This window comes from Herbiconiux flava (assembly GCF_013409865.1).
Taxonomy (GTDB): domain Bacteria; phylum Actinomycetota; class Actinomycetes; order Actinomycetales; family Microbacteriaceae; genus Herbiconiux; species Herbiconiux flava.
Map to the genome: position 1 here is coordinate 822,178 of NZ_JACCBM010000001.1, position 18,305 is coordinate 840,482.

The window sequence follows — 18,305 nt, forward strand, 5'->3', positions numbered from 1 at the left end:
AATCGAGCCATGCCCGCACACACCCATGTCGCCACCATCACCACCAACCACGGCCCCATCGTCGTGAATCTGTACGGTCACCACGCCCCCAAGACCGTCAAGAACTTCATCGGCCTCGCCACCGGCGGGCTCGAGTGGACCGACCCGAAGACGGGCAAGCCGTCGACGGCGCCCCTCTACGAGAACATCGTCTTCCACCGCATCATCCCCGGCTTCATGATCCAGGGCGGCGACCCGCTCGGCAACGGCACCGGCGGCCCCGGCTTCCGCTTCGACGACGAGATCAACCCCGAGCTCGACTTCACCGAGCCTTACATCCTCGCCATGGCCAACGCCGGGCTGCAGGGCGGCAAGGGCACCAACGGCTCGCAGTTCTTCATCACCGTCGGCCCCACCACCTGGCTGCAGGGCAAGCACACCATCTTCGGTGAGGTCGCCGACGACGCCTCGCGCCGCATCGTCGACAAGCTGGCCGGTGTCGCCACCGACGCCTACGACCGTCCGCTCGACGAGGTCGTGCTCGAGAACGTCACCGTCACCGAGGTCTGACCCCTCCCCGACGCGACACCCCCGATGACGAGCGCCCCGGTCTCGGCCGACAACTACTGCTACCGCCACCCCGGCCGGCAGAGCTTCGTGCTCTGCCAGCGCTGCGGCCGCACCATCTGCCCCGAGTGCCAGGTGCAGGCGGCGGTGGGGGTGCACTGCGTCGAGTGCGCGCGCCGAGACCGGGCGAGCATCCCGCGCCCGAAGCGCAGCCGAGCGGTCGCCCGCCGGCTGACCGGGGCCGACGCGCCCGTCGTCACCTACTCGCTGATCGCGCTCTGCATCGTCGTCTTCGGCCTGCAGCTCATCCCCGGGCTCGGCGTCACGAACGCGCTGCTGTTCGCCCCGGCGTACGTGCAGCCCGACACCGGGGCGCCCCTCGAGCCGTGGCGCATGATCACCGCGATCTTCACGCACTCGACCGCTTCGCTCCTGCCGCTGCACATCCTGCTGAACATGTACTCGCTGTTCATCTTCGGCGGGGTGCTCGAACGGATGCTCGGGCGAGGCCGCTTCCTCGCCCTCTACCTCATCGCGGGCTTCGGCGGCTCCGTGGCCGTCGACCTCCTGGGCGACCCGATGCAGGGCACCGTCGGAGCGTCCGGCGCGATCTTCGGCCTGATGGGCGCCTTCTTCATCATCAACCGGCACCTCGGCGGGAACAGCATCCAATTCGTGGTGCTGGTGGTGCTGAACCTCGCCTGGGGCTTCTTCGTGCCGGGCATCTCGTGGCAGGCGCACGTGGGCGGCATCGTCGCCGGCGGGCTCGTCGCGCTGGTGCTCGTGCGCACGCGCAACCGGCGCCAGCGAACCGCTCAGATCGTCGGTGTGACGGGGATCGCGGTGGCCCTCGTGGCCCTCACCGTGATTCGCGCACTCGTCTGATTGCTAGAACGACTAACAGAGTTATCCACACTGTGGAATTCTCCACAGGAGTTTCCACATTGGGGATAATCACACCGGTGTAGTTCAGCGCCACCTGGTGGTCATGATGAACCCGATGAAGGCGATGCCGAAGCCGACCAGGATGTTCCAGCTGCCCAGGTCGGGGACGGGGAACAGGCCCTGGCTCACGTAGAACACGATGATCCACAGCAGACCGACGATCATGAACCCGAACATGACCGGTTTGAACCAGACCGGGTTGGGGTTCTGGGCCGAATCGTCGGAGCTGGTGCGCTGGACGTCGCGGTTGCGACGGGCGAGGTCCTTCGTGGATGCTTTGTCTCGGGCCATGCCGATGATTCTAACGGGGATTCATCCCCCGTTCTCCACCGGTTCTCCACAGGCTGTCGCCTTCGTGGCCGGTGCTCAGCCACAACTCCTAGGATTGTGGGCATGACCGACAGCGTGCAGGGCGAGCTCCGGCGCCCGCGACGGCGCAAGCGCGGCCTGGTCTCCCGCGTCGTCGGGGTGTTCGGCGAACTGCTGATCACGGCCGGCGTGCTGGTGCTGCTCTTCCTCGGCTGGCAGTTCACGCTGAACGGGGTGATGCTGAGCAACCAGCAGGCCTCCGACGCCGACCAGCTGATCGACGGCTGGCAGTCGGGTGACGACGGCGCCTCGCCGGCGCCCGTCGCGCCCGCCACCGACGGCACCACGGCGACCCCTGCCTTCGCCTACGGCGAGCCGCCCGCCGCCGACGCGGCTCCCGGCGACGCCGAGGAGTTCGCGGTCGTCTACGTGCCGCGCTTCGGCTCCGACTTCAAGAAGACCATCGCCGAGGGGGTCGATCCGCGTTCGGTGCTGAACAAGGGCGGCGCCGGTCACTACGCCTCCACCCAGATGCCCGGCGAGATCGGCAACTTCGCCATCGCCGCGCACCGCGACGGCTGGGGCAGCCCGTTCCTGAAGATCAATGAGCTGCAGCTGGGCGACAAGGTCTACGTCGAGACCCAGGCGGGCTGGTACACGTACACCTTCCGCGGGCTGGAATACGTCACGCCCTACGGCGTCGGTGTCATCGACCCCGTGCCGCAGGTGCCGAACGCCGCGCCCACCGACCGCATCCTCACCATGACGAGCTGCAATCCGCTCTACGTGGCGAGCGAGCGCATCATCGCCTACTCGGTGCTGACCGACTGGACGCCGCGCTCCGTCGGGGCTCCGGCCGAGATCTCGGGATTGGTGGGGGCCTGATGTACGCGACGCTCTGGCGACTCATCCCCGGGCCGGTCTGGCTGCGCATCCTGATCGTGCTCGTGCTGGTCGCGGCGGTGCTCTACCTGCTCGCGTTCTTCGTGTTCCCCTGGGTCGATCAGATGACGGCCCCCGCTCAGGATGTGACGGTGGATCGATGACCCGTGTTCTCGTGATCGACAACTACGACAGCTTCGTCTACACGCTCAACGGCTATCTGCAGCAGCTCGGTGCCGAGACCGAGGTCGTGCGCAACGACTCCTTCGACGCGGCCGACGCCGCCGAGACGATCGCCGGCTACGACGCCGTGCTGGTCTCACCCGGTCCCGGCAAGCCGTCCGAGGCCGGCGTCTCGATCCCGGTCGTGCTGGCGGCCCTCGACTCCGGCACCCCGCTGCTCGGCGTGTGCCTCGGCCACCAGGCGATCGCCGAGGCCCTCGGGGCGACGGTCACCAACGCCGAAGAGCTGATGCACGGCAAGACCTCGGTCATCCGGCACGACGACGACCCCTTCTACGACGGGGTGCCCGACGGCTTCACGGCCACCCGCTACCACTCGCTCGCCGTGGTCGACGGCACGGTGCCCGACTCGCTCGTCGTGACCTCGCGCACCGACGGCGGCGTCATCATGGGCGTGCGTCACGTCACCGCACCGGTGTACGGGGTTCAGTTCCACCCCGAGTCGGTGCTGACCGAGGGCGGCTACCGGATGCTCGGCAACTGGCTCGCGACCGCGGGCCTCGCCGAGGCTCCCGAGCGTGCCGCCACGCTCAACCCGCTGCTGCGCGCGGTCTGACCCCGGCGCAAGTAGTAAGGATGATCAGGCGCCGCTGCAGTAGAAGATCGTGATCGCCGACTTCTGAGCGGCGTCGCCCTCGCGGATCGACTGGCTCGAGACCGGTTGGCTGACGCCCGGGCTCTGCGGCGTCGCCGCGCATCCGGGGTCGGGCTGCACCGTGACCTCGAGCTGCAGGCCCGCGAGGGTGGTCTGCGCGTCGGTGTAGGGCTCGCCCGTGACGTCGGGCACGGAGACGAGGCCGGTGGAGACGACCAGTTCGATGGTGTCGCCGGCGAAGGCGCCTGTGCCGCCGTCGGGGTCGGTGCGGATGACGATGTCCGACGGCACGTCGGGCGAGTTCTCCTTGACCGTCTGGCCGACCGAGAAGCCCGCCGTCGTGAGGGCCGTGCTCGCATCCGTCGCCGCCTGGCCGCTGACCGTCGGCACCGTGACCGACTGGCGCCCCTGCGAGACCCGCACGTCGATGACCGTGCCGGGGCCGACGATGGTGCCGGCCGGCGGATCGGTGTCGACGACCTGGCCCGCGGGCACCGTGTCGCTGTAGACGTCGTAGCGCGCGGTCACCAGGTCGAGCTGCTGCAGGGTGGCGTCGGCCGCCTCGTAGCTCTGCCCCGTCATGGTGGGGATCTCGCGCGAGGTGGAGGGCAACGTGTCGGTGGGGGTGAGGGTCAGCACCCAGAACACGATCGCCACGAGGATGACGGCGACCGAGACGACGCCCGCCCAGATCCAGACCACAGGCGGCCGCGACTGCGTGCGCACCGAGTACTCGTCGTCTCCGGCGAGCTGGGTGAGCGCCGAATCTGTTCCCTGGGTGAGGCTCGGCGGAGCTCCGAAGAGGGAGGACTGGAAGTCGTCGGCGGGCACGCGCTTCGACGGGATCTTGCCCGCACCGGCGATCTGCAGGTCGGTGCGGAACTCGACCGCGTTCTGGAAGCGGGCGAAGCGGTCCTTCGCCAGGGCATGCAGGGTGACCTGGTCGATCGCCGGCGACACCTGCGGGTTGATCGTCGACGGGGCGACCGGCATCTCGCTGACGTGCTGGTAGGCGACGGCGACCGGGGTCTCGCCCTTGAACGGCGGCTGGCCGGTGAGCATCTCGAACAGCACGACGCCGGTGGAGTAGAGGTCGGTGCGGGCGTCGACGGACTCGCCCCGGGCCTGCTCGGGCGAGAAGTACTGAGCCGTGCCGAGGATCGCCGTGGTCTGCGCGACCGTGGCCGAGGAGTCGGAGATGGCCCGGGCGATGCCGAAGTCCATCACCTTCACCTGGCCGCCGTGCGTGATCATCACGTTGCCCGGCTTGATGTCGCGGTGCACGACGCCGGCGCGGTGCGAGTACTCCAGGGCGGTGAGGATGCCCTCGGTGATGCGGATGGCCTCGGCCGAGTCGACCGGCCCCTCCTTGATCACGTCCTTGAGCAGCTTGCCCTCGACGAACTCCATCACGATGAACGGCACGATGCCCTCGAAGCCGCCGGCCTCGGCCACCCGCTCCTCGCCGGCGTCGAAGACGCGCACGATCGTGGGATGCGCCATGCGCGACGCGGCCTGCGCCTCCTGGCGGAACCGGGTGCGGAACACCGGGTCGCCCGCGAGCGACGACTTCAGCAGCTTGATGGCGACCTGCCGGCCGAGCCGCTCGTCGCGGCCCGAGTAGACGTTCGACATGCCGCCGCGCCCGATGAGCTCGCCGATGCGATACCTCCCGGCGAGGAGGCGGGTGTCGTCGGTCACAGGTGCTGCTCCACGGAAATCGTCAAACGGACAGGTGTCGAGGTCAGGCTACCGGTCGGGCTCAATCTTCGGGCGTCTCGGAGGGCTTGGGCGTCGGGCCGCCACCGGAGATCGACAGTGTCAGCGCTGGCGAGAAGCCCGAGGCCGAGCCGGAGCAGGTCACCTGGTACTTGATCTCGATGGTCGAGGTCTCGGCACCCGTCGCCGTGAACTCGGCGCTCGTCGCCGTTCCCGGCTCGGCCTGCAGGGTCGCGTTCGTCGCCTGCAGCGTGTAGCCGTCGAGCGTGGTTCCCGAGGGGCAGCTGTACGACGACCAGGAGACCGTGAAGTTCTCACCGGGCTCCACGCTGCCGGAGTCGGTGGTCGGAGCCGTCGCCGGGGCGTCGGGAACGATCACGTCGCCGTAGACCGTGAGCTGGATGGTGGTACCCGGGTCGACGTTGCCGACGGGGGTGGCCTGGTAGACGACGTCGACCTGATCGGCCGAGGGGGCGGCGTTGCCGACCACGCGGCTGGCCGACAGGCCCATGCCCTCGAGGATGCCCGAGGCGTCGGCGAACGACTGGCCCTTGAGCTCCGCCTCGGAGACGGGGATGCGCGTGTTGGACGGCGTGGGCGACGGAGCCGTGGTGGTCGGAGGCGCGGAGGTGGGCGGTGCGCTCGTGGAGGTGGTCGCGGGCACCGCGTTGCCGCCGTTGTTGTTCTGGAAGAGAACGGTGACGAGGGTTCCGACGCCGATGACCAGCAGGATGATGATCAGCACGATGAGCGGCCAGGTCCACGGGCTGCGCTTCTTCGGCGCCTCCTCGACCGCGTCGGTCTCGGGGTCGGTGGGGAACAGCAGCGGGTTGGCCGCGGCTCCACCGGCGGCACCGGCTCCCGCCGCGGCGAGCACGGTGGTCGCCTGGGTGGCGTCGTTGCTCGTCGGCATGACGGTGGTGGCCGAGGTCGGGGGCAGCGGCTCGTCGCCGAGCACAGCGGGCACGGCCGCCGCCGCCGAGGCGATGTCGCCGCGACGCAGCGCCATGGCGGCCCGCGCGAGGGCACCGGTGGAGGTCGGCCGGTCTTCGGGCTTCTTGGCGATGCAGGAGAGCACGAGGTTGCGCACCGGGGTGGCGATCGTGGTCGGCAGGTCGGGCGGCGTCTCGTTGATCTGCGCCATCGCGATCGCGACCTGCGACTCGCCCGTGAACGGGCGCTTGCCCGCCAGGCACTCGTAGGCGACGATGCCGAGCGAGTAGATGTCGGTGGTGGGGGAGGCCGGCTGACCGCTGGCCTGCTCGGGCGAGAGGTACTGCACGGTGCCCATGACCTGGCCGGTCGCGGTGAGCGGCACCTGGTCGGCGATGCGAGCGATGCCGAAGTCGGTGATCTTCACACGGCCGTCGGGCGTGATCAGCAGGTTGCCTGGCTTGATGTCGCGGTGCACGAGGCCCGCGGCGTGCGCGGCCTGCAGGGCGAGCGCGGTCTGGGCGACGATGTCGAGCACCCGGTCGGTGGAGAGCACGTGCTCGCGCTCGAGGATGGTGGAGAGCGCCTCGCCGGGCACCAGCTCCATCACGAGGTAGGCGCTGCCCTCCTCCTCGCCGTAGTCGAAGACGTTCGCGATGCCCTCGTGGTTGACGAGCGCGGCGTGCCGGGCCTCGGCGCGGAAGCGCTCGAGGAAGCCCGGGTCGCCCAGGTACTCGTCCTTCAGGATCTTGATCGCGACGGTGCGGCCGATCACGAGGTCGGTCGCCTGCCAGACCTCGCCCATGCCGCCGATCGCGATGCGATTCGACAGCTCGTACCGGCCCCCGAAGGTCACCCCTGCTGTGGGTCTCATTTACTCAGCACCGCCTCTAGTACTCGTTTCGCGATCGGCGCGGCCAATTCGTTGCCTGTGCCCGATTGGCCCAGCCCACCGCCGTCTTCCACGACCACAGCGACGGCGACCCGAGGGTTGTCAGCCGGGGCGAAACCGGTGAACCACAGGGTGTAGGGATCGTCTTCCCCGTTCTCTGCGGTGCCGGTCTTACCAGCCACACTGACGCCGTCTATTCTTGCATTAGTAGCCGCGCCGTTATCGACCGCCTGCGCCATCAGCGTCGAAAGTTCCGAAGCTGTTACATCGGTCAGCGGGGTCGAGAATTCCTTCGCCTCGAAGCTCTGCAGCACGCTCAGATCGGGGGCCCGGATCTCGTCGATGAGATCGGGCGTCATGATCGTGCCGCCGTTCGCGACGGCCGCCGAGAGCATCGCGATCTGCAGCGGCGTCGCCACGTCGCTGCCCTGACCGAAGGCCGAGAGGGCGAGCTGCGCGTCGTCGAGGCCGCGCGGGTACTCGCTCGTCGAGACGTCCATCGGGATGGACAGCTCGCTGCCGAAGCCGAACGCGCTGGCCATGTCGCCGAGCGAGGACTCGCCCATCTCCATGCCGAGCTCGGCCATCGGGATGTTGCAGGAGAGGATGAAGGCGGTCGCGATGGAGACCGTGTCACCGCCTCCGCAGGTGCCGCCGCCGGCGTTCGCCACGGTCGCGTCGCTGCCGGGGAGCGGCAGGCGCGCGAGGTTCGGCTCGGTGTGGTCGACCGGCAGCCCGGAGTTCTGCAGCGCCGCCGAGGTGGTGACGATCTTGAACGTCGAGCCCGGGGGGTTCAGGTCGTTGATCGTCTTGTTGATGAGCGGGTCGCCGGGGGCCGCCAGCAGCTGGTCATAGGCGTCGAGCACCTGCTGGGTGTCGTGCGCGGCCAGGGCGTTGGGGTCGTAGTCGGGCTTGGAGACCATGGCCAGGATGCGCCCGGTCGACGGCTCGATCGCCACGACGGCGCCCTGGTAGCTGCCGAGCGCGTCGTACGCGGCCTGCTGCACCACCGGGTCGATGGTGAGCTCGACCGAGGCGCCCTGCGGGTTCTTGCCGGTGACCAGGCGGTCGAGGTACTCCAGGAACTGCGAGTCGCTCGTGCCGCTGAGGTAGTCGTTCATCGACTGCTCGATCTGGCTGGAGCCCTGGCCGAGTGTGTAGTAGCCCGTGACCGCGCTGTAGAGCGGGCCCTGCGGGTAGCTCCGCTGGTACTTGAACTCGTCGCCCGTGGGCACCGAGACCGCGATCGGCTGCCCGTCGACCAGGATCGGCCCGCGCTCGACGTCGTAGCTGGCGTAGATGGTGCGGGCGTTCCGGGCGTCGCCCGCGAGGTTGTCGGCCTGGAAGAACTGGATCAGCGTCGTCGAGACGAGCAGGGCCAGGAACATCGCGAACACGACGATGCTCACGCGCTTGAGTTCTCGGGTCACGGGTCTAGATCACCAGCCTCGGCTGATTGCGCACTGTGTCCGACAGGCGGAGCAGCAGCGCGACGATGATCCAGTTGGCCACCAGCGACGATCCGCCGGCCGCGAGGAACGGGGTCGTCAGACCGGTCAGCGGGATCACCCGGGTGACGCCGCCGATCACGATGAAGCACTGCAGCGCCAGCGTGAACGAGAGGCCGACGCCGAGCAGCCGGCCGAAGTCGTCCTGCCCCGCGAAGCTGATGCGGAGGCCGCGCGAGATGAACAGCAGGTAGAGGCCGAAGATGGCGAACAGGCCGGCCAGCCCCAGCTCCTCGCCGAGCGAGGCGATGATGTAGTCGCTCTGCGCCAGCGGGGTGATGTCGGGCCGGCCCTCGCCGAGACCCGTGCCGATCAGCCCGCCGTTGGCGAGGCCGAACAGCCCCTGCACCAGCTGGTAGCTGCCGCCCTGGGCGTCGTAGACGGCGGGGTTGAAGGCGTCGAGCCAGTTCGTGAAGCGGTCGTTGACGTAGACGAGCACCTGCCCGGCGATCACACCGCCGGCGAGGAACAGGCCGACCCCGAGCACGACCCAGCTCGCCCGCCCCGTGGCGACGTAGATCATCACCACGAACAGTCCGAAGTAGAGCAGCGCCGTGCCGAGGTCGCGCTGGAAGATGATGATCGCCATCGAGAGGGCCCAGAGCACCAGGATGGGGCCGAGGTCGCGGCCGCGCGGGAAGCGGAGGCCGAGCATCCGTCGACCCACCATCGAGAGGCTGTCGCGGCGCGAGACCAGGTAGCCCGCGAAGAAGACGGCCAGGGCGATCTTCGCCACCTCGCCGGGCTGGAACGAGAACGAGCCGACGTGGATCCAGACCCGGGCGCCGTTGATCTCCTGGCCGAGCACCGGCAGCATCGGCAGGAGGAGGAGCACACCGGCGACGAGCCCGGCGACGTAGGTGTAGCGCTGCAGCACGCGGTGGTTGCGGATGACGACGATCACGGCGATCGCGAGGGCCACCGCCACGGCCGTCCAGACCACCTGCCGAAGCGCGGTCGACTCCCAGCCGGTGAGCTTCTCGGCGATGTCGATTCGGTAGATCATCGCGATGCCGATGCCGTTCAGGAGCGAGGCGATCGGCAGGATGAAGGGGTCGGCGTTCGTGGCCACCAGCCGCAGCGCGATGTGCATGGCGAACACGAGCACGGCGAGCCCGGCGCCCAGGGTCACGACGGTGAGATCGGCCGAGCCCAGCGCGCCGAACTGCACGATCACGACCGCGAAGGCGTTGACCGCGCAGACGAACAGCAGCAGGAACAGCTCGAGGTTGCGCAGCTTCTGCGGCACGCGGATGCGTCGGATGCCCTTGCCCGGTGTGGCGGCCGGAGTGGGGGAGACGGGAGCGGTGGGGGCGGCGGACATCAGGGGGCCGGGGTTCCGGTCGGGGTGGGCGGGGGCGTGCCGTCCGGCGCGGGAGTCGGGGTGGGTGTCGAGGTGGAGGGTGCGCCGCCCTCGTCGGTGGGGGTCGCGGAGTTCAGGCGCTCGACGATCTCCCGGGCATCCTGCACCGAATCGGCGGTGATGGTCTTCTCGACCTGGTTCTGGGCGTAGGGAGTGAGCGCGTCGGACTCGATCTCGGTCTGCTGGTAGACGTGCGAGAGCGAGATGGGCCCGACACCCTGCTGGATGCCCTGGTAGATCGAGACGTAGCCGTCGGACTCGCCGACGTAGTAGCGCGTCTGCGTCCAGCGGTAGCCGGCCCAGAGACCCGCCGCGACCAGAGCGATCACGAGGATGGCGCCGACCAGCCAGGTGATCTTGCGTCGGCGGCCGCGGCGGCGGTCTTCTTCGATCAGCTCGTCGAGGTAGTCCTCGGAGCCGGGCTCGAAGTGGCTCGGCTCGGTGCTCGCGGGGCCGCGCGGGTGCAGGCGGAGGCCCGGGATGCCGGCCAGGTTGGTGGAACGGGTGGTGCGGCGGCCGGTGCGCTGCTCGAAGGCGATGGGCGAGGCCGCCGAGCCGACGATGACCGGCTCGACCTCGGGGGTCTCGAGCGACTGGTGCACGTCGACCACGACGACGGTGACGTTGTCGGGGGCGCCGTGGTCGAGGCTCTCCTTGACCAGGGCGTTCGCGGCGTCGCTCGGCGAGACCTGGTTCTTCAGGACCTTCTCGATGTCGTCGTGCTCGACCACACCCGAGAGGCCGTCGGAGCAGAGCATCCACCGGTCGCCGGGCCGGGTGTCCATGACCTGGAGGTCGACCTCGGGGGCCGCGTCGACGTCGCCGAGCACCCGCATCAGCACCGAGCGGCGCGGGTGGGTCTTGGCCTCCTCGGGGGTGATGCGGCCCGAGTCGACGAGGCGCTGAACGAAGGTGTGGTCGACCGTGATCTGGGTCAGCACGTCGTCGCGCAGGCGGTACACCCGCGAGTCGCCGATGTGGGCGAGTGCGACACTGTGGCCCACCCGCACGAGGGCGCTGAGGGTGGTGCCCATACCGGTGAGCTCCGGATGCTCGTACACCGTCTCGGTGAGCACGGCGTTCGCGGCGACGATCGCCTCCTGCAGCGCGAACTCGGCGTCGACCGCCGACCCGTACTCGCCGTCGATCTCGGCCAGACGCTGGAGTGCCAGGGCGCTCGCGACGTCGCCGCCCGCGTGCCCGCCCATGCCGTCGGCCACCGCGAAGAGCGTCTCGCCCGCGAACCCGGAGTCCTGGTTGTTGGAGCGGATCTTGCCCACGTGGGACACGGCCGCGCTCACGGTCACGATCGCCACCGGCTACCGCCGCAGTTCGAAGCTCGTGGCGCCGATGCGGATCGGCGTGTTCAGGGGAACGTGGACGGGGGAGGTGACGCGCTGGCCGTCGAGGAAGGTGCCGTTGGTGGAGTCGAGGTCCTGGATGACCCACTCCTCACCCCACACCATCAGGCGCGCGTGATGGGTGGAGGTGTAGTCGTCGCGGATGACCACGCTCGAGTCGCTCGAGCGGCCGATCGTGAGCGGCTCGGTGCCGAGCGGGATCTCGCTGCCGTTCTTCGGGCCCGAGGTGATGACGAGGCGGCGCGCGTTCGCCGTGCTGGCGCGGGGCGGGCCGGAGAGCTCGGTGCCAGGGGCCGGCACGAAGGTGGGCACCTTCGGGGCGGGCGGAGCCGGGGTCGCGGGGGTCTGCGGTGCCGGGGCCTGCGCGGCGTTCGAAGACCTGGCCCCGGCTGCGCCGCCGCCGGCGGCTGCGGCGGCGGGTGCTGCGTCGCTTCGCAGCTTGCGCACACGCTGCCCGAACAGGTCGGAGCGCATCGCGTAGACGACGATGAAGATGAACACCCAGAGCAGGGCCAGGAAGGCCAGCTGCAGGATGAGGAGTGTGAGTTCGCTCATGGCCCGCCTACCGCCAGAATCCGCCGGCGTCGGGGGAGCCGCTTCCCGGAGTGCCGCCCGGGGCGCTGCGCGGGGCGCTTCCCGGTGTGCTCCGGGGGGCGGCGGCGCCCGCCGGCCCGGTCTGCGGGACGATGCGGAAGACGATGGTCGTGCGGCCGATCTGGATGACCGAGTCGGGATCGAGGTTGGCACGCTGGAACGGCCGGCCGTTCAGCTGCGAGCCGTTGGTCGAGCCGAGGTCGCGGGCCTGGGCGTGCTGCCCGTCCCACAGGATCTCGACGTGCTTGCGGGAGGTGCCGGTGTCGTCGATCGTGATGTCGGCGTCGCTGCCGCGCCCCACCACGGTGCGCGCCTTGGTGATCGGGTGGCGGCGGCCCGCGACGTCGAGCACGGGCATCCACCTGACCTCGCTCTGCACGTTGGCCGAGTCGATCTGGATGACGCCCGTCGTGAGCTTGGGGTCGTCGACCAGCTCGATGGAGACGCCGCCCGCGAACTGGAAGCCCTGCTGGGAGGCGTGCTGCTGGACGATCTGGTTCAGGTCGTCGAGGAGGGTCGGGCCGATGCCCGTCATGCGCTCGTAGTCGCCGGTGGCGAGGAGCACGCGGAAGCTGTTGGGCGCGAGGATGCGGTCGCGCGAGACGACGGCCGCCTTGGTGTCGAGCTCGCGCTTCAGCGCGGAGGAGATCTCGACCGGCTGGAGCCCCGAGCGGAAGGTCTTCGCGAAGGCGCCGTTGACGGCGCGCTCGAGACCCTTCTCGAAGTTGTCCAGTATTCCCACGTCTCTCCGTTTCCTGTTCTCCCGGCATCGCTCGGCCTCGGGAGGGAGGCGTCGGGGTGTCGTTCGATGCTCCGCGCAGGCGGCGCGGGCTCTTTAAGGCGTGAATGCTACGTCGATGTTACTTGTCTTGGGTGTTAATGCACTCTCAGCCCTTCGCGGACCCGCGGCACGGCCCTTCCCGCCCGGTTTCGCACCTGCCTCGCGCGCGTGCTAATCTCTCCTAGTTCGCGCGAGTGGCGGAATTGGCAGACGCGCTGGCTTCAGGTGCCAGTGCCCGCAAGGGCGTGGGGGTTCAAGTCCCCCCTCGCGCACGGACGAATGGGATGCCGGTCGGCTGGAGGAGTACCTCCGGGGGCCGGCATTCGTCGTTCCTGCGTTCGGTTCGGTGCCGCTCAGGGGGCGGCGAGGAAGTCGTCGAGAGCGGTGGTGAGCCGGGCGCGCATCCGCTCGTCGTCGATCGAGGCCGTGCCGTCGCCCGGCTGGGGGCCGTAGTCGCCGAAGGAGGCGTGGTTCGCGCCCTCGATCACGACGAAGCGGGCGTCGGCGGGGAGGTCGGCGCGGGAGGCGTCGATCTTCGCGGGGGTGCTGAGGCCGTCGTCGCTTCCCGAGACGGAGAGGACGGGTGTGTCGCTGTCGCTCAGGTCGCCCGCGCAGTAGGAGCCGAGGAGCACGAGGCCCCGAACGTCGGCGTCGGCGTCGGTGGCGTACTGGCAGGCCTTGACGCCGCCGAGGGAGTGGCCGCCGACGTACCAGTCGTCGACGCCCGGGGCGAGCTCGGTGAAGGTGCTGAAGGGGCGGAACTCGAGGATCGCGAAGTTGAGGATCGGGCGCACGATCACCACGGTCGTGCCCGAGTCGACGATGCCGCTGAGCTTGTCCGCGTAGGCGAGCGGGTCGACCTTCGCGCCGGCGAGGAAGACGAGGCCGGTGCCGTTCGGGGGGCCGGTGGGGGTCATCACGACGTCGCCGTGGGTCCAGGCGATGTCGACGGCGGGATCGGCGGCGACCGCCTGGACGGGTTCGAGTTCGGCGGCGTAGGTGGTGTGGGCGTCGACGAGGAAGCCGACGACGACGGCGACGAGGAGAGTGGCGATCGCGAGGGCCAGGGGTTTCAGGATGCGGCCGGTCGGGCGTCGGCGTCGGGTCGCCATCAGCGTGCGCCCATCGGGGTGGGCCGGTCGGTGGGCGGGTTCATCGGCGGGCGTGCATCGTGTCGTAGCGGGCGAGGGCGTCTGCGTCGGTCGCGAGGGTGGCGGCGCGCCGGGCTCCGTCGAGGGCGGCGACGGGGTCGGCCTCGAGGCGGGCGAGCTGCAGCTCGCGCTCGGCGGCCGCGAGGCGGGTGCGGGCATCCGTGCCGACGCCGCCCCGGCGGGAGGAGATGAGCTCGCTCGCCGTGCGGATGTGGCTCTCGGCGATGGCGAGGGCTCCGACGAGGGCCTCGCGCGCCGAGTCCAGGCGCTGCTGGGCGGTGCGCGCCGTCGCGAGGGCGTGGTCGAGCTCGGCGGCCGCGGCGTCGAGGGCGTCGATGTCGGCGGCCGGATGCGCGGGGCGGCGGGTCTCGGCCAGGGCGACGGTGTCGCGCATCCGCTTCTCGGCGTCGAGGATGCGCTGGGCGGCGTCGGGGTCGGCGACCTTCTGTCGCAGCTCGTCGGCGTCGCGCAGCCGGGACGCCGCGGCGTCGAGGGCGGAGGCGCGGTCGAGGCGGGCCTGGCGGAGGGCGTCGCGGGTGCGGTCGACGGAGTCGAGGAGGGCGACGGCCTCGCGGAGGAGCGCCTCGGCGCGCCGCACCTCTTTGTCCACGGGCGCGACGGCGGCGGTCCGGAGGCTGTCGTGGGCCTGCGCCCGGGCGGCATCGGCTGCGTCGAGGGCCTGCCGCGCGCGGTCGTCGGCGCCCTCGATCGCCTCGAGAGCCGCCGGGTCGTAGGCGTCGTGGAGTTCGGCGAGGGTGGCGGTGGCCAGCGGTACGCGGGTGCGGGCCTCGGCCGTTCGGTCGCTCAGGCGGGCCAGGGTGTCGGGGGCGGCGGTCTCGGCGCGGCGGCGATCGGTGATCGCGCGGGTCTGCGCGGTGACGAGGGCGAGGGCCGCGTCGCTGAGGGAGAGGATGCGTTTGCTCCAGTCGCGCTGCTCCTGCTCGGTGTCGGGGACGGAGTCGTCGAGGCGCTGCTTGAGGGCGAAGGCCTCGGAGGCGCGCTTCTTCGCGGTGCCGAGTGCCTCGGCGAAGTCGTGCACGGCGGCGTCGCCGAACTCGGCGCGGGCGAACTCGAGCTCGTCGTCGGCGTCGCGGATGGCGTCGTCCATCTGCACGAGCTGGATGTTGGCGCTCTTGATCAGCTCGTCGACGGGGAGGCGGGTGGGGGCGACGGTGCGGCGCTGGGCCTCGGCCGTGCGCTGCCTCGTGCCGCGGCGGCGCAGCACCGTGGAGGCGGCGGCCAGGGTGACGAGGACGGCGCCGAGGGTGATCGCGCTCGGGAGCAGGTCGAATCCGTCCATGGGTCCAGCCTACGGAGGCTTCGTGGATGCGGCCCGGCTTCGCATTGAGTAGTGATTGCTCATAACGCTCGTCGGCGCTTCTGCGCGAGGTTGGGGCCATGTTCTCTCTGCATCGTTCCCGTACCGCCGCCGTCCTCGCGGGGGTGCTGCTGGCCGCGGGGATGTTCGGCGGCGTCGTCGCGCCCGCCTCCGCTGCCCCCGGCGACCAGATCTCGGTCTCGCTTCCGGTTCTCACTCCTGACTTCGGGTACGTCAAGCAGGGGAGCGTCATCCCGCGCACGATCGAGCTACTGAACGACGGCATCGACTCGATCACGATCGATCCGGCACCGCTCTCGGCGCTCACCTCGCCGTTCGCCCTCTCCTCGACCACGATCGTGGGCGGGAACGTGATCGCTCCCGGCCAAAGGCGCACGATCTCGGTCACCCTCACGGCGCCGCCGGCCCCGACGGTCGCGAATCAGGCGGTGACGCTGATGCTCGTGTCGAACGACCGGGTCGGATCGATGCCGCTCACCCTGAACTTCCACTCGGAGTCGCTGACGACCGCACGGGCGCACTTCGACATCGCGACTCCGGACGGGTCGGCGACGCTCGGGTTCGGGTCGGTGAAGCTCGGCACGGCTGTGACCCGGCGGCTGACCCTGACGGTCGGTGGCATCGATCCGCTGTCGTTCGGCGAGGGCGACGTCAAGGTCACCGACAGCAGCGGGGCCACCGTGGGTGCCGTGCGGGTGACGGGGTCGTCGTTCGGCGCCGGCACGACCTACCGGCCGATGGAGAGTGCGACCGTCGACCTGACCTTCACCCCGACGGCGGCGGGCACCTTCTCGGGCGCCGTCACCATCACCGGGCGCACGATGAACGGCAACCCCGAGGCGCCGAGCGTCGTCGTGGCTCTGCCGTTCACGGCGGCGGCGACCGCGGTGCCGACTCCGACGCCCACGCCGACAGCCACCGCCACTCCCACCCCGACGTCGACCGCCACTCCTCAGCCGACCTCGACGTCCACCGCCACGCCGTCGGCATCGGGCGCGCCTGGTGCCGGCGGCTCGGGGTCGGCCGGCAGCGGATCCGGCAGCAGTCGGGGCGGCAGCACGGGCCCGGGCGCATCGCTCGCGAGCACCGGGGCGGCCCCGATGGTGGCGTCGGGCTTCGGCCTCGTGATGCTCGTCGGTGGTGCCGCGGCGGTGGTGCTGGGCATCCGTCGCCGTCGTCTGCACGGCTGACGACAGTCGGCGTGCGGACGGGCTAGAGGAGGGCCGTGCGGAGCTGGTCGACCGAGTGCACGACGCCGATCGCGCCGACCGACTCGGCCGGGGAGCCGTAGCCCCACTCGACCATGATGACCGGAACGCCGTGGGCCGCGGCGCCGATGATGTCGTGCTCGCGGTCGCCCACCATCACGATGTTCGTCAGGTCGATCGACTGCTCGCGCAGGCGACGGAGCGCCTCCTCCACGACATCGGCCTTCGCGCTGCGGGTCTCGTCCTCCGACGAGCCGCAGATCACCTCGAAGCAGTCGGCCACGTCGAGGTGCTCGAGGATGCGCAGCGCCTGCGTCTCCGACTTCGAGGTCGCGATCGCGAGCGGGATGCCCGCGGCGTGCAGGGCGCGCACGAGCCCGATCATCCCCGGGTACACGCGGGCGTCGTCCTGCGGGCCCTCCGAGGCGGCGAGCCCGCGATACACGACGAGCGCCTCGCGCGCCTCGGCCTCCGTCATCGACGCCACGTCACGGAACCCGTCGAGGATCGGCGGCCCCACGAACGCCACCAGCTCCGCAGGCAGCGGCACCGGCCGCCCCATCGCCTGCAGGGTGCGCGAGAGCCGGCCGATGATCCCCGGGGCGGAGTCGGTGATGGTTCCGTCGAGGTCGAAGAGGATGCACGACCACGGCTTGGACGGGTTCTGCTGAGTCACCCGCCCAATCCTAGAGTCGCCCCGCGGCCCACCGGAGCGGCCGTGCAGCTCCGCCACCCTAGACTCGCCCTGAAATGGTCGCTTCCCTCGCCCGCCGCGCCCCCGTGGTCATCACGCTGCTCCTGCTCGCCGGGGCGGTCGTCGTGGTCGCCACCGGCGTGCTGCCGTGGCCCGACTTCACCGCTCTGGTCGAGCGCGTGGCCCCGGTGCTCGCCTTCGTCATCGCCATCACGATCGTCGCGGAGCTGGCCAGCGACGCCGGGGTGTTCACCGCGCTCGCCGAACGCATCGCCGGCTGGGGCCGGGGCCGCATCTGGGCGCTCTGGCTGCTCGTGATCGCGCTCGCCGTGGTCAGCACCGCCTTCCTCTCACTCGACACGACGGCCGTGCTGGTGACCCCCGTGGTCGTGGTGCTGGCGCTGCACGTGGGGGTCTCGCCGATCCCGTTCGCGCTCGCGACCGTGTGGCTGGCGAACACGGCCTCCCTCTTCCTCCCGGTCTCGAACCTGACGAACCTGCTGGCCGCGCGCTTCTTCGAGGGCGGGCCGGTGCAGTTCCTCGGCGTGGTCTGGGCTCCGGCCCTGGTCGGTGTGGTCGTGAGCGTGGTCATCCTCTCCGTGGTCTACCGCTCGCGGCTCGTCGGGCGGTACCTCACCCCCGAGCGCACGCCCATCCGGGATCGCGGCCTGCTCGTCTACTCGGCGGTCGTCGTCGTGCTGCTGCTGCCGATGCTCGTCTCGGGCCTCGAGGTCGCCTGGGTCGCCGGGGTCGCGGCCGTGCTGCTGCTCGGCGCGTTCCTGGTGCGCCGGCGCGAGGCGATCGCGGTGTCGCTCGTGCCCTGGCAGGCGCTCGGCATCGCCTTCGGGTTGTTCGTGCTGGTCGAGGCGGCGCACGCGCACGGTCTCGAGGACCTGCTCGCCTCCGTCAGCGGCTCGGGCGACGACCCGCTGAGCCTGCTGCACCTCGCGGCGGTGGCCGCGGTCAGCGCGAACGGCATCAACAACCTGCCCGCCTACCTCGTGCTCGAGCCGCAGGCCGGCAGCCAGCTGCGCCTGGTCGCCCTGCTGATCGGCGTCAACCTCGGGCCGCTCGTCACACCGTGGGCGTCGCTCGCGACCCTGCTCTGGCACCAGCGCCTCACGGCCCTCGGCGTCACCATCTCGTGGCCCCGCTTCATGGGTCTCGGCCTGATCGCGGTCGTGATCATCGTGCCGCTGGCCACCCTGGCGCTGGCCTTCACGGCCTGAGAAGTCTCTCGTC

18 protein-coding genes and 1 tRNA gene are annotated in these 18,305 nt (G+C 70.6%); 8 read left to right on the top strand and 11 right to left on the bottom strand.

What is annotated here, in order from left to right; all coding sequences use genetic code 11:
* Window positions 1-9: 9 nt before the first annotated feature.
* On the top strand, window positions 10-549 hold the full coding sequence (locus BJ984_RS03885; RefSeq protein WP_179546906.1) for a peptidylprolyl isomerase: 540 nt from the start codon (window positions 10-12) through the stop codon (window positions 547-549).
* Window positions 550-573: 24 nt separating this feature from the next.
* Window positions 574-1,431, top strand: a complete 858-nt coding sequence (locus BJ984_RS03890) for a rhomboid family intramembrane serine protease (RefSeq protein WP_179546907.1) — start codon at window positions 574-576, stop codon at window positions 1,429-1,431.
* An 84-nt stretch (window positions 1,432-1,515) separates the two neighbouring features.
* On the opposite strand, the gene BJ984_RS03895 is transcribed toward BJ984_RS03890, so the two are convergent.
* Entirely contained in the window at window positions 1,516-1,782 is a 267-nt protein-coding gene (locus BJ984_RS03895; protein ID WP_173182087.1) for a cell division protein CrgA, read from the bottom strand.
* A 102-nt stretch (window positions 1,783-1,884) separates the two neighbouring features.
* On the opposite strand from BJ984_RS03895, the gene BJ984_RS03900 reads away from it, so the two are divergent.
* From BJ984_RS03900 to BJ984_RS03910, 3 genes are read left to right on the top strand one after another with little or no spacing between them, the layout of a single operon-like run.
* A complete protein-coding gene (locus BJ984_RS03900; RefSeq protein ID WP_179546908.1) occupies window positions 1,885-2,685 on the top strand; it encodes a class E sortase in 801 nt (266 codons plus the stop codon).
* Window positions 2,685-2,846, top strand: coding sequence for a hypothetical protein (locus BJ984_RS03905; protein ID WP_173182085.1), 162 nt, complete (start codon window positions 2,685-2,687; stop codon window positions 2,844-2,846). The genes BJ984_RS03900 and BJ984_RS03905 overlap by 1 nt, the downstream gene beginning before the upstream one ends.
* The gene (locus tag BJ984_RS03910; protein ID WP_173182084.1) at window positions 2,843-3,481 is read left to right on the top strand and encodes an anthranilate synthase component II; all 639 of its coding nucleotides are present in this window, start codon (window positions 2,843-2,845) and stop codon (window positions 3,479-3,481) included. The genes BJ984_RS03905 and BJ984_RS03910 overlap by 4 nt, the downstream gene beginning before the upstream one ends.
* Before the next feature lie 24 nt (window positions 3,482-3,505).
* Here BJ984_RS03910 and pknB read toward each other — a convergent pair whose 3' ends face one another.
* From pknB to BJ984_RS03945, 7 genes are all read right to left on the bottom strand, one after another.
* Window positions 3,506-5,221, bottom strand: a complete 1,716-nt coding sequence (pknB, locus tag BJ984_RS03915) for a Stk1 family PASTA domain-containing Ser/Thr kinase (protein ID WP_179546909.1) — start codon at window positions 5,219-5,221, stop codon at window positions 3,506-3,508.
* A gap of 61 nt (window positions 5,222-5,282) precedes the next feature.
* Window positions 5,283-7,046 carry a serine/threonine-protein kinase gene (locus BJ984_RS03920; protein ID WP_179546910.1) on the bottom strand — a complete coding sequence of 588 codons (1,764 nt, stop codon included), beginning with the start codon at window positions 7,044-7,046 and terminating at the stop codon, window positions 5,283-5,285.
* Window positions 7,043-8,494, bottom strand: a complete 1,452-nt coding sequence (locus tag BJ984_RS03925) for a peptidoglycan D,D-transpeptidase FtsI family protein (protein ID WP_179546911.1) — start codon at window positions 8,492-8,494, stop codon at window positions 7,043-7,045. The genes BJ984_RS03920 and BJ984_RS03925 overlap by 4 nt, the downstream gene beginning before the upstream one ends.
* 4 nt (window positions 8,495-8,498) lie before the next feature.
* Window positions 8,499-9,896: an FtsW/RodA/SpoVE family cell cycle protein gene (locus tag BJ984_RS03930; RefSeq protein ID WP_179546912.1), complete on the bottom strand. Its 1,398-nt coding sequence runs from the start codon at window positions 9,894-9,896 to the stop codon at window positions 8,499-8,501.
* The gene (locus tag BJ984_RS03935) at window positions 9,896-11,251 is read right to left on the bottom strand and encodes a PP2C family protein-serine/threonine phosphatase (RefSeq protein ID WP_179546913.1); all 1,356 of its coding nucleotides are present in this window, start codon (window positions 11,249-11,251) and stop codon (window positions 9,896-9,898) included. Before BJ984_RS03935 ends, BJ984_RS03930 begins: the two co-directional genes overlap by 1 nt.
* A gap of 3 nt (window positions 11,252-11,254) precedes the next feature.
* Window positions 11,255-11,851 (bottom strand): FHA domain-containing protein FhaB/FipA, encoded by a 597-nt coding sequence (locus tag BJ984_RS03940; RefSeq protein ID WP_179546914.1) that lies wholly within the window; start codon window positions 11,849-11,851, stop codon window positions 11,255-11,257.
* A 7-nt stretch (window positions 11,852-11,858) separates the two neighbouring features.
* On the bottom strand, window positions 11,859-12,632 hold the full coding sequence (locus tag BJ984_RS03945; RefSeq protein ID WP_179546915.1) for an FhaA domain-containing protein: 774 nt from the start codon (window positions 12,630-12,632) through the stop codon (window positions 11,859-11,861).
* A 227-nt stretch (window positions 12,633-12,859) separates the two neighbouring features.
* Between BJ984_RS03945 and BJ984_RS03950 the strand changes: the two genes are divergently transcribed.
* Window positions 12,860-12,943, top strand: a tRNA-Leu gene (locus BJ984_RS03950).
* 81 nt (window positions 12,944-13,024) lie between these two features.
* Here the strand turns inward: BJ984_RS03950 and BJ984_RS03955 are convergent.
* Both BJ984_RS03955 and BJ984_RS03960 read right to left on the bottom strand, forming a co-directional pair.
* On the bottom strand, window positions 13,025-13,783 hold the full coding sequence (locus tag BJ984_RS03955; RefSeq protein ID WP_179546916.1) for an alpha/beta hydrolase: 759 nt from the start codon (window positions 13,781-13,783) through the stop codon (window positions 13,025-13,027).
* 40 nt (window positions 13,784-13,823) lie between these two features.
* On the bottom strand, window positions 13,824-15,122 hold the full coding sequence (locus BJ984_RS03960; protein ID WP_179546917.1) for a hypothetical protein: 1,299 nt from the start codon (window positions 15,120-15,122) through the stop codon (window positions 13,824-13,826).
* Window positions 15,123-15,220: 98 nt separating this feature from the next.
* On the opposite strand from BJ984_RS03960, the gene BJ984_RS03965 reads away from it, so the two are divergent.
* Window positions 15,221-16,351 carry a choice-of-anchor D domain-containing protein gene (locus BJ984_RS03965; RefSeq protein ID WP_179546918.1) on the top strand — a complete coding sequence of 377 codons (1,131 nt, stop codon included), beginning with the start codon at window positions 15,221-15,223 and terminating at the stop codon, window positions 16,349-16,351.
* 22 nt (window positions 16,352-16,373) lie between these two features.
* Here the strand turns inward: BJ984_RS03965 and BJ984_RS03970 are convergent, their stop codons facing one another.
* The gene (locus BJ984_RS03970) at window positions 16,374-17,045 is read right to left on the bottom strand and encodes an HAD hydrolase-like protein (protein ID WP_179546919.1); all 672 of its coding nucleotides are present in this window, start codon (window positions 17,043-17,045) and stop codon (window positions 16,374-16,376) included.
* 74 nt (window positions 17,046-17,119) lie between these two features.
* On the opposite strand from BJ984_RS03970, the gene BJ984_RS03975 reads away from it, so the two are divergent.
* The gene (locus BJ984_RS03975) at window positions 17,120-18,292 is read left to right on the top strand and encodes an SLC13 family permease (RefSeq protein WP_179546920.1); all 1,173 of its coding nucleotides are present in this window, start codon (window positions 17,120-17,122) and stop codon (window positions 18,290-18,292) included.
* Window positions 18,293-18,305 lie beyond the last annotated feature (13 nt).

Excerpts from the sequence above, each read along its gene's own strand:
- BJ984_RS03955 (WP_179546916.1), bottom strand. The coding sequence starts at position 13,783 with ATGGCGACCCGACGCCGACGCCCGACCGGCCGCATCCTGAAACCCCTG.
- BJ984_RS03905 (WP_173182085.1), top strand. The coding sequence starts at position 2,685 with ATGTACGCGACGCTCTGGCGACTCATCCCCGGGCCGGTCTGGCTGCGC.
- BJ984_RS03930 (WP_179546912.1), bottom strand. The coding sequence starts at position 9,896 with ATGTCCGCCGCCCCCACCGCTCCCGTCTCCCCCACTCCGGCCGCCACA.
- BJ984_RS03975 (WP_179546920.1), top strand. The coding sequence starts at position 17,120 with ATGGTCGCTTCCCTCGCCCGCCGCGCCCCCGTGGTCATCACGCTGCTC.
- BJ984_RS03895 (WP_173182087.1), bottom strand. The coding sequence starts at position 1,782 with ATGGCCCGAGACAAAGCATCCACGAAGGACCTCGCCCGTCGCAACCGC.
- BJ984_RS03920 (WP_179546910.1), bottom strand. The coding sequence starts at position 7,046 with ATGAGACCCACAGCAGGGGTGACCTTCGGGGGCCGGTACGAGCTGTCG.
- BJ984_RS03885 (WP_179546906.1), top strand. The coding sequence starts at position 10 with ATGCCCGCACACACCCATGTCGCCACCATCACCACCAACCACGGCCCC.
- BJ984_RS03900 (WP_179546908.1), top strand. The coding sequence starts at position 1,885 with ATGACCGACAGCGTGCAGGGCGAGCTCCGGCGCCCGCGACGGCGCAAG.
- BJ984_RS03890 (WP_179546907.1), top strand. The coding sequence starts at position 574 with ATGACGAGCGCCCCGGTCTCGGCCGACAACTACTGCTACCGCCACCCC.
- BJ984_RS03940 (WP_179546914.1), bottom strand. The coding sequence starts at position 11,851 with ATGAGCGAACTCACACTCCTCATCCTGCAGCTGGCCTTCCTGGCCCTG.
- BJ984_RS03965 (WP_179546918.1), top strand. The coding sequence starts at position 15,221 with ATGTTCTCTCTGCATCGTTCCCGTACCGCCGCCGTCCTCGCGGGGGTG.
- BJ984_RS03910 (WP_173182084.1), top strand. The coding sequence starts at position 2,843 with ATGACCCGTGTTCTCGTGATCGACAACTACGACAGCTTCGTCTACACG.
- BJ984_RS03960 (WP_179546917.1), bottom strand. The coding sequence starts at position 15,122 with ATGGACGGATTCGACCTGCTCCCGAGCGCGATCACCCTCGGCGCCGTC.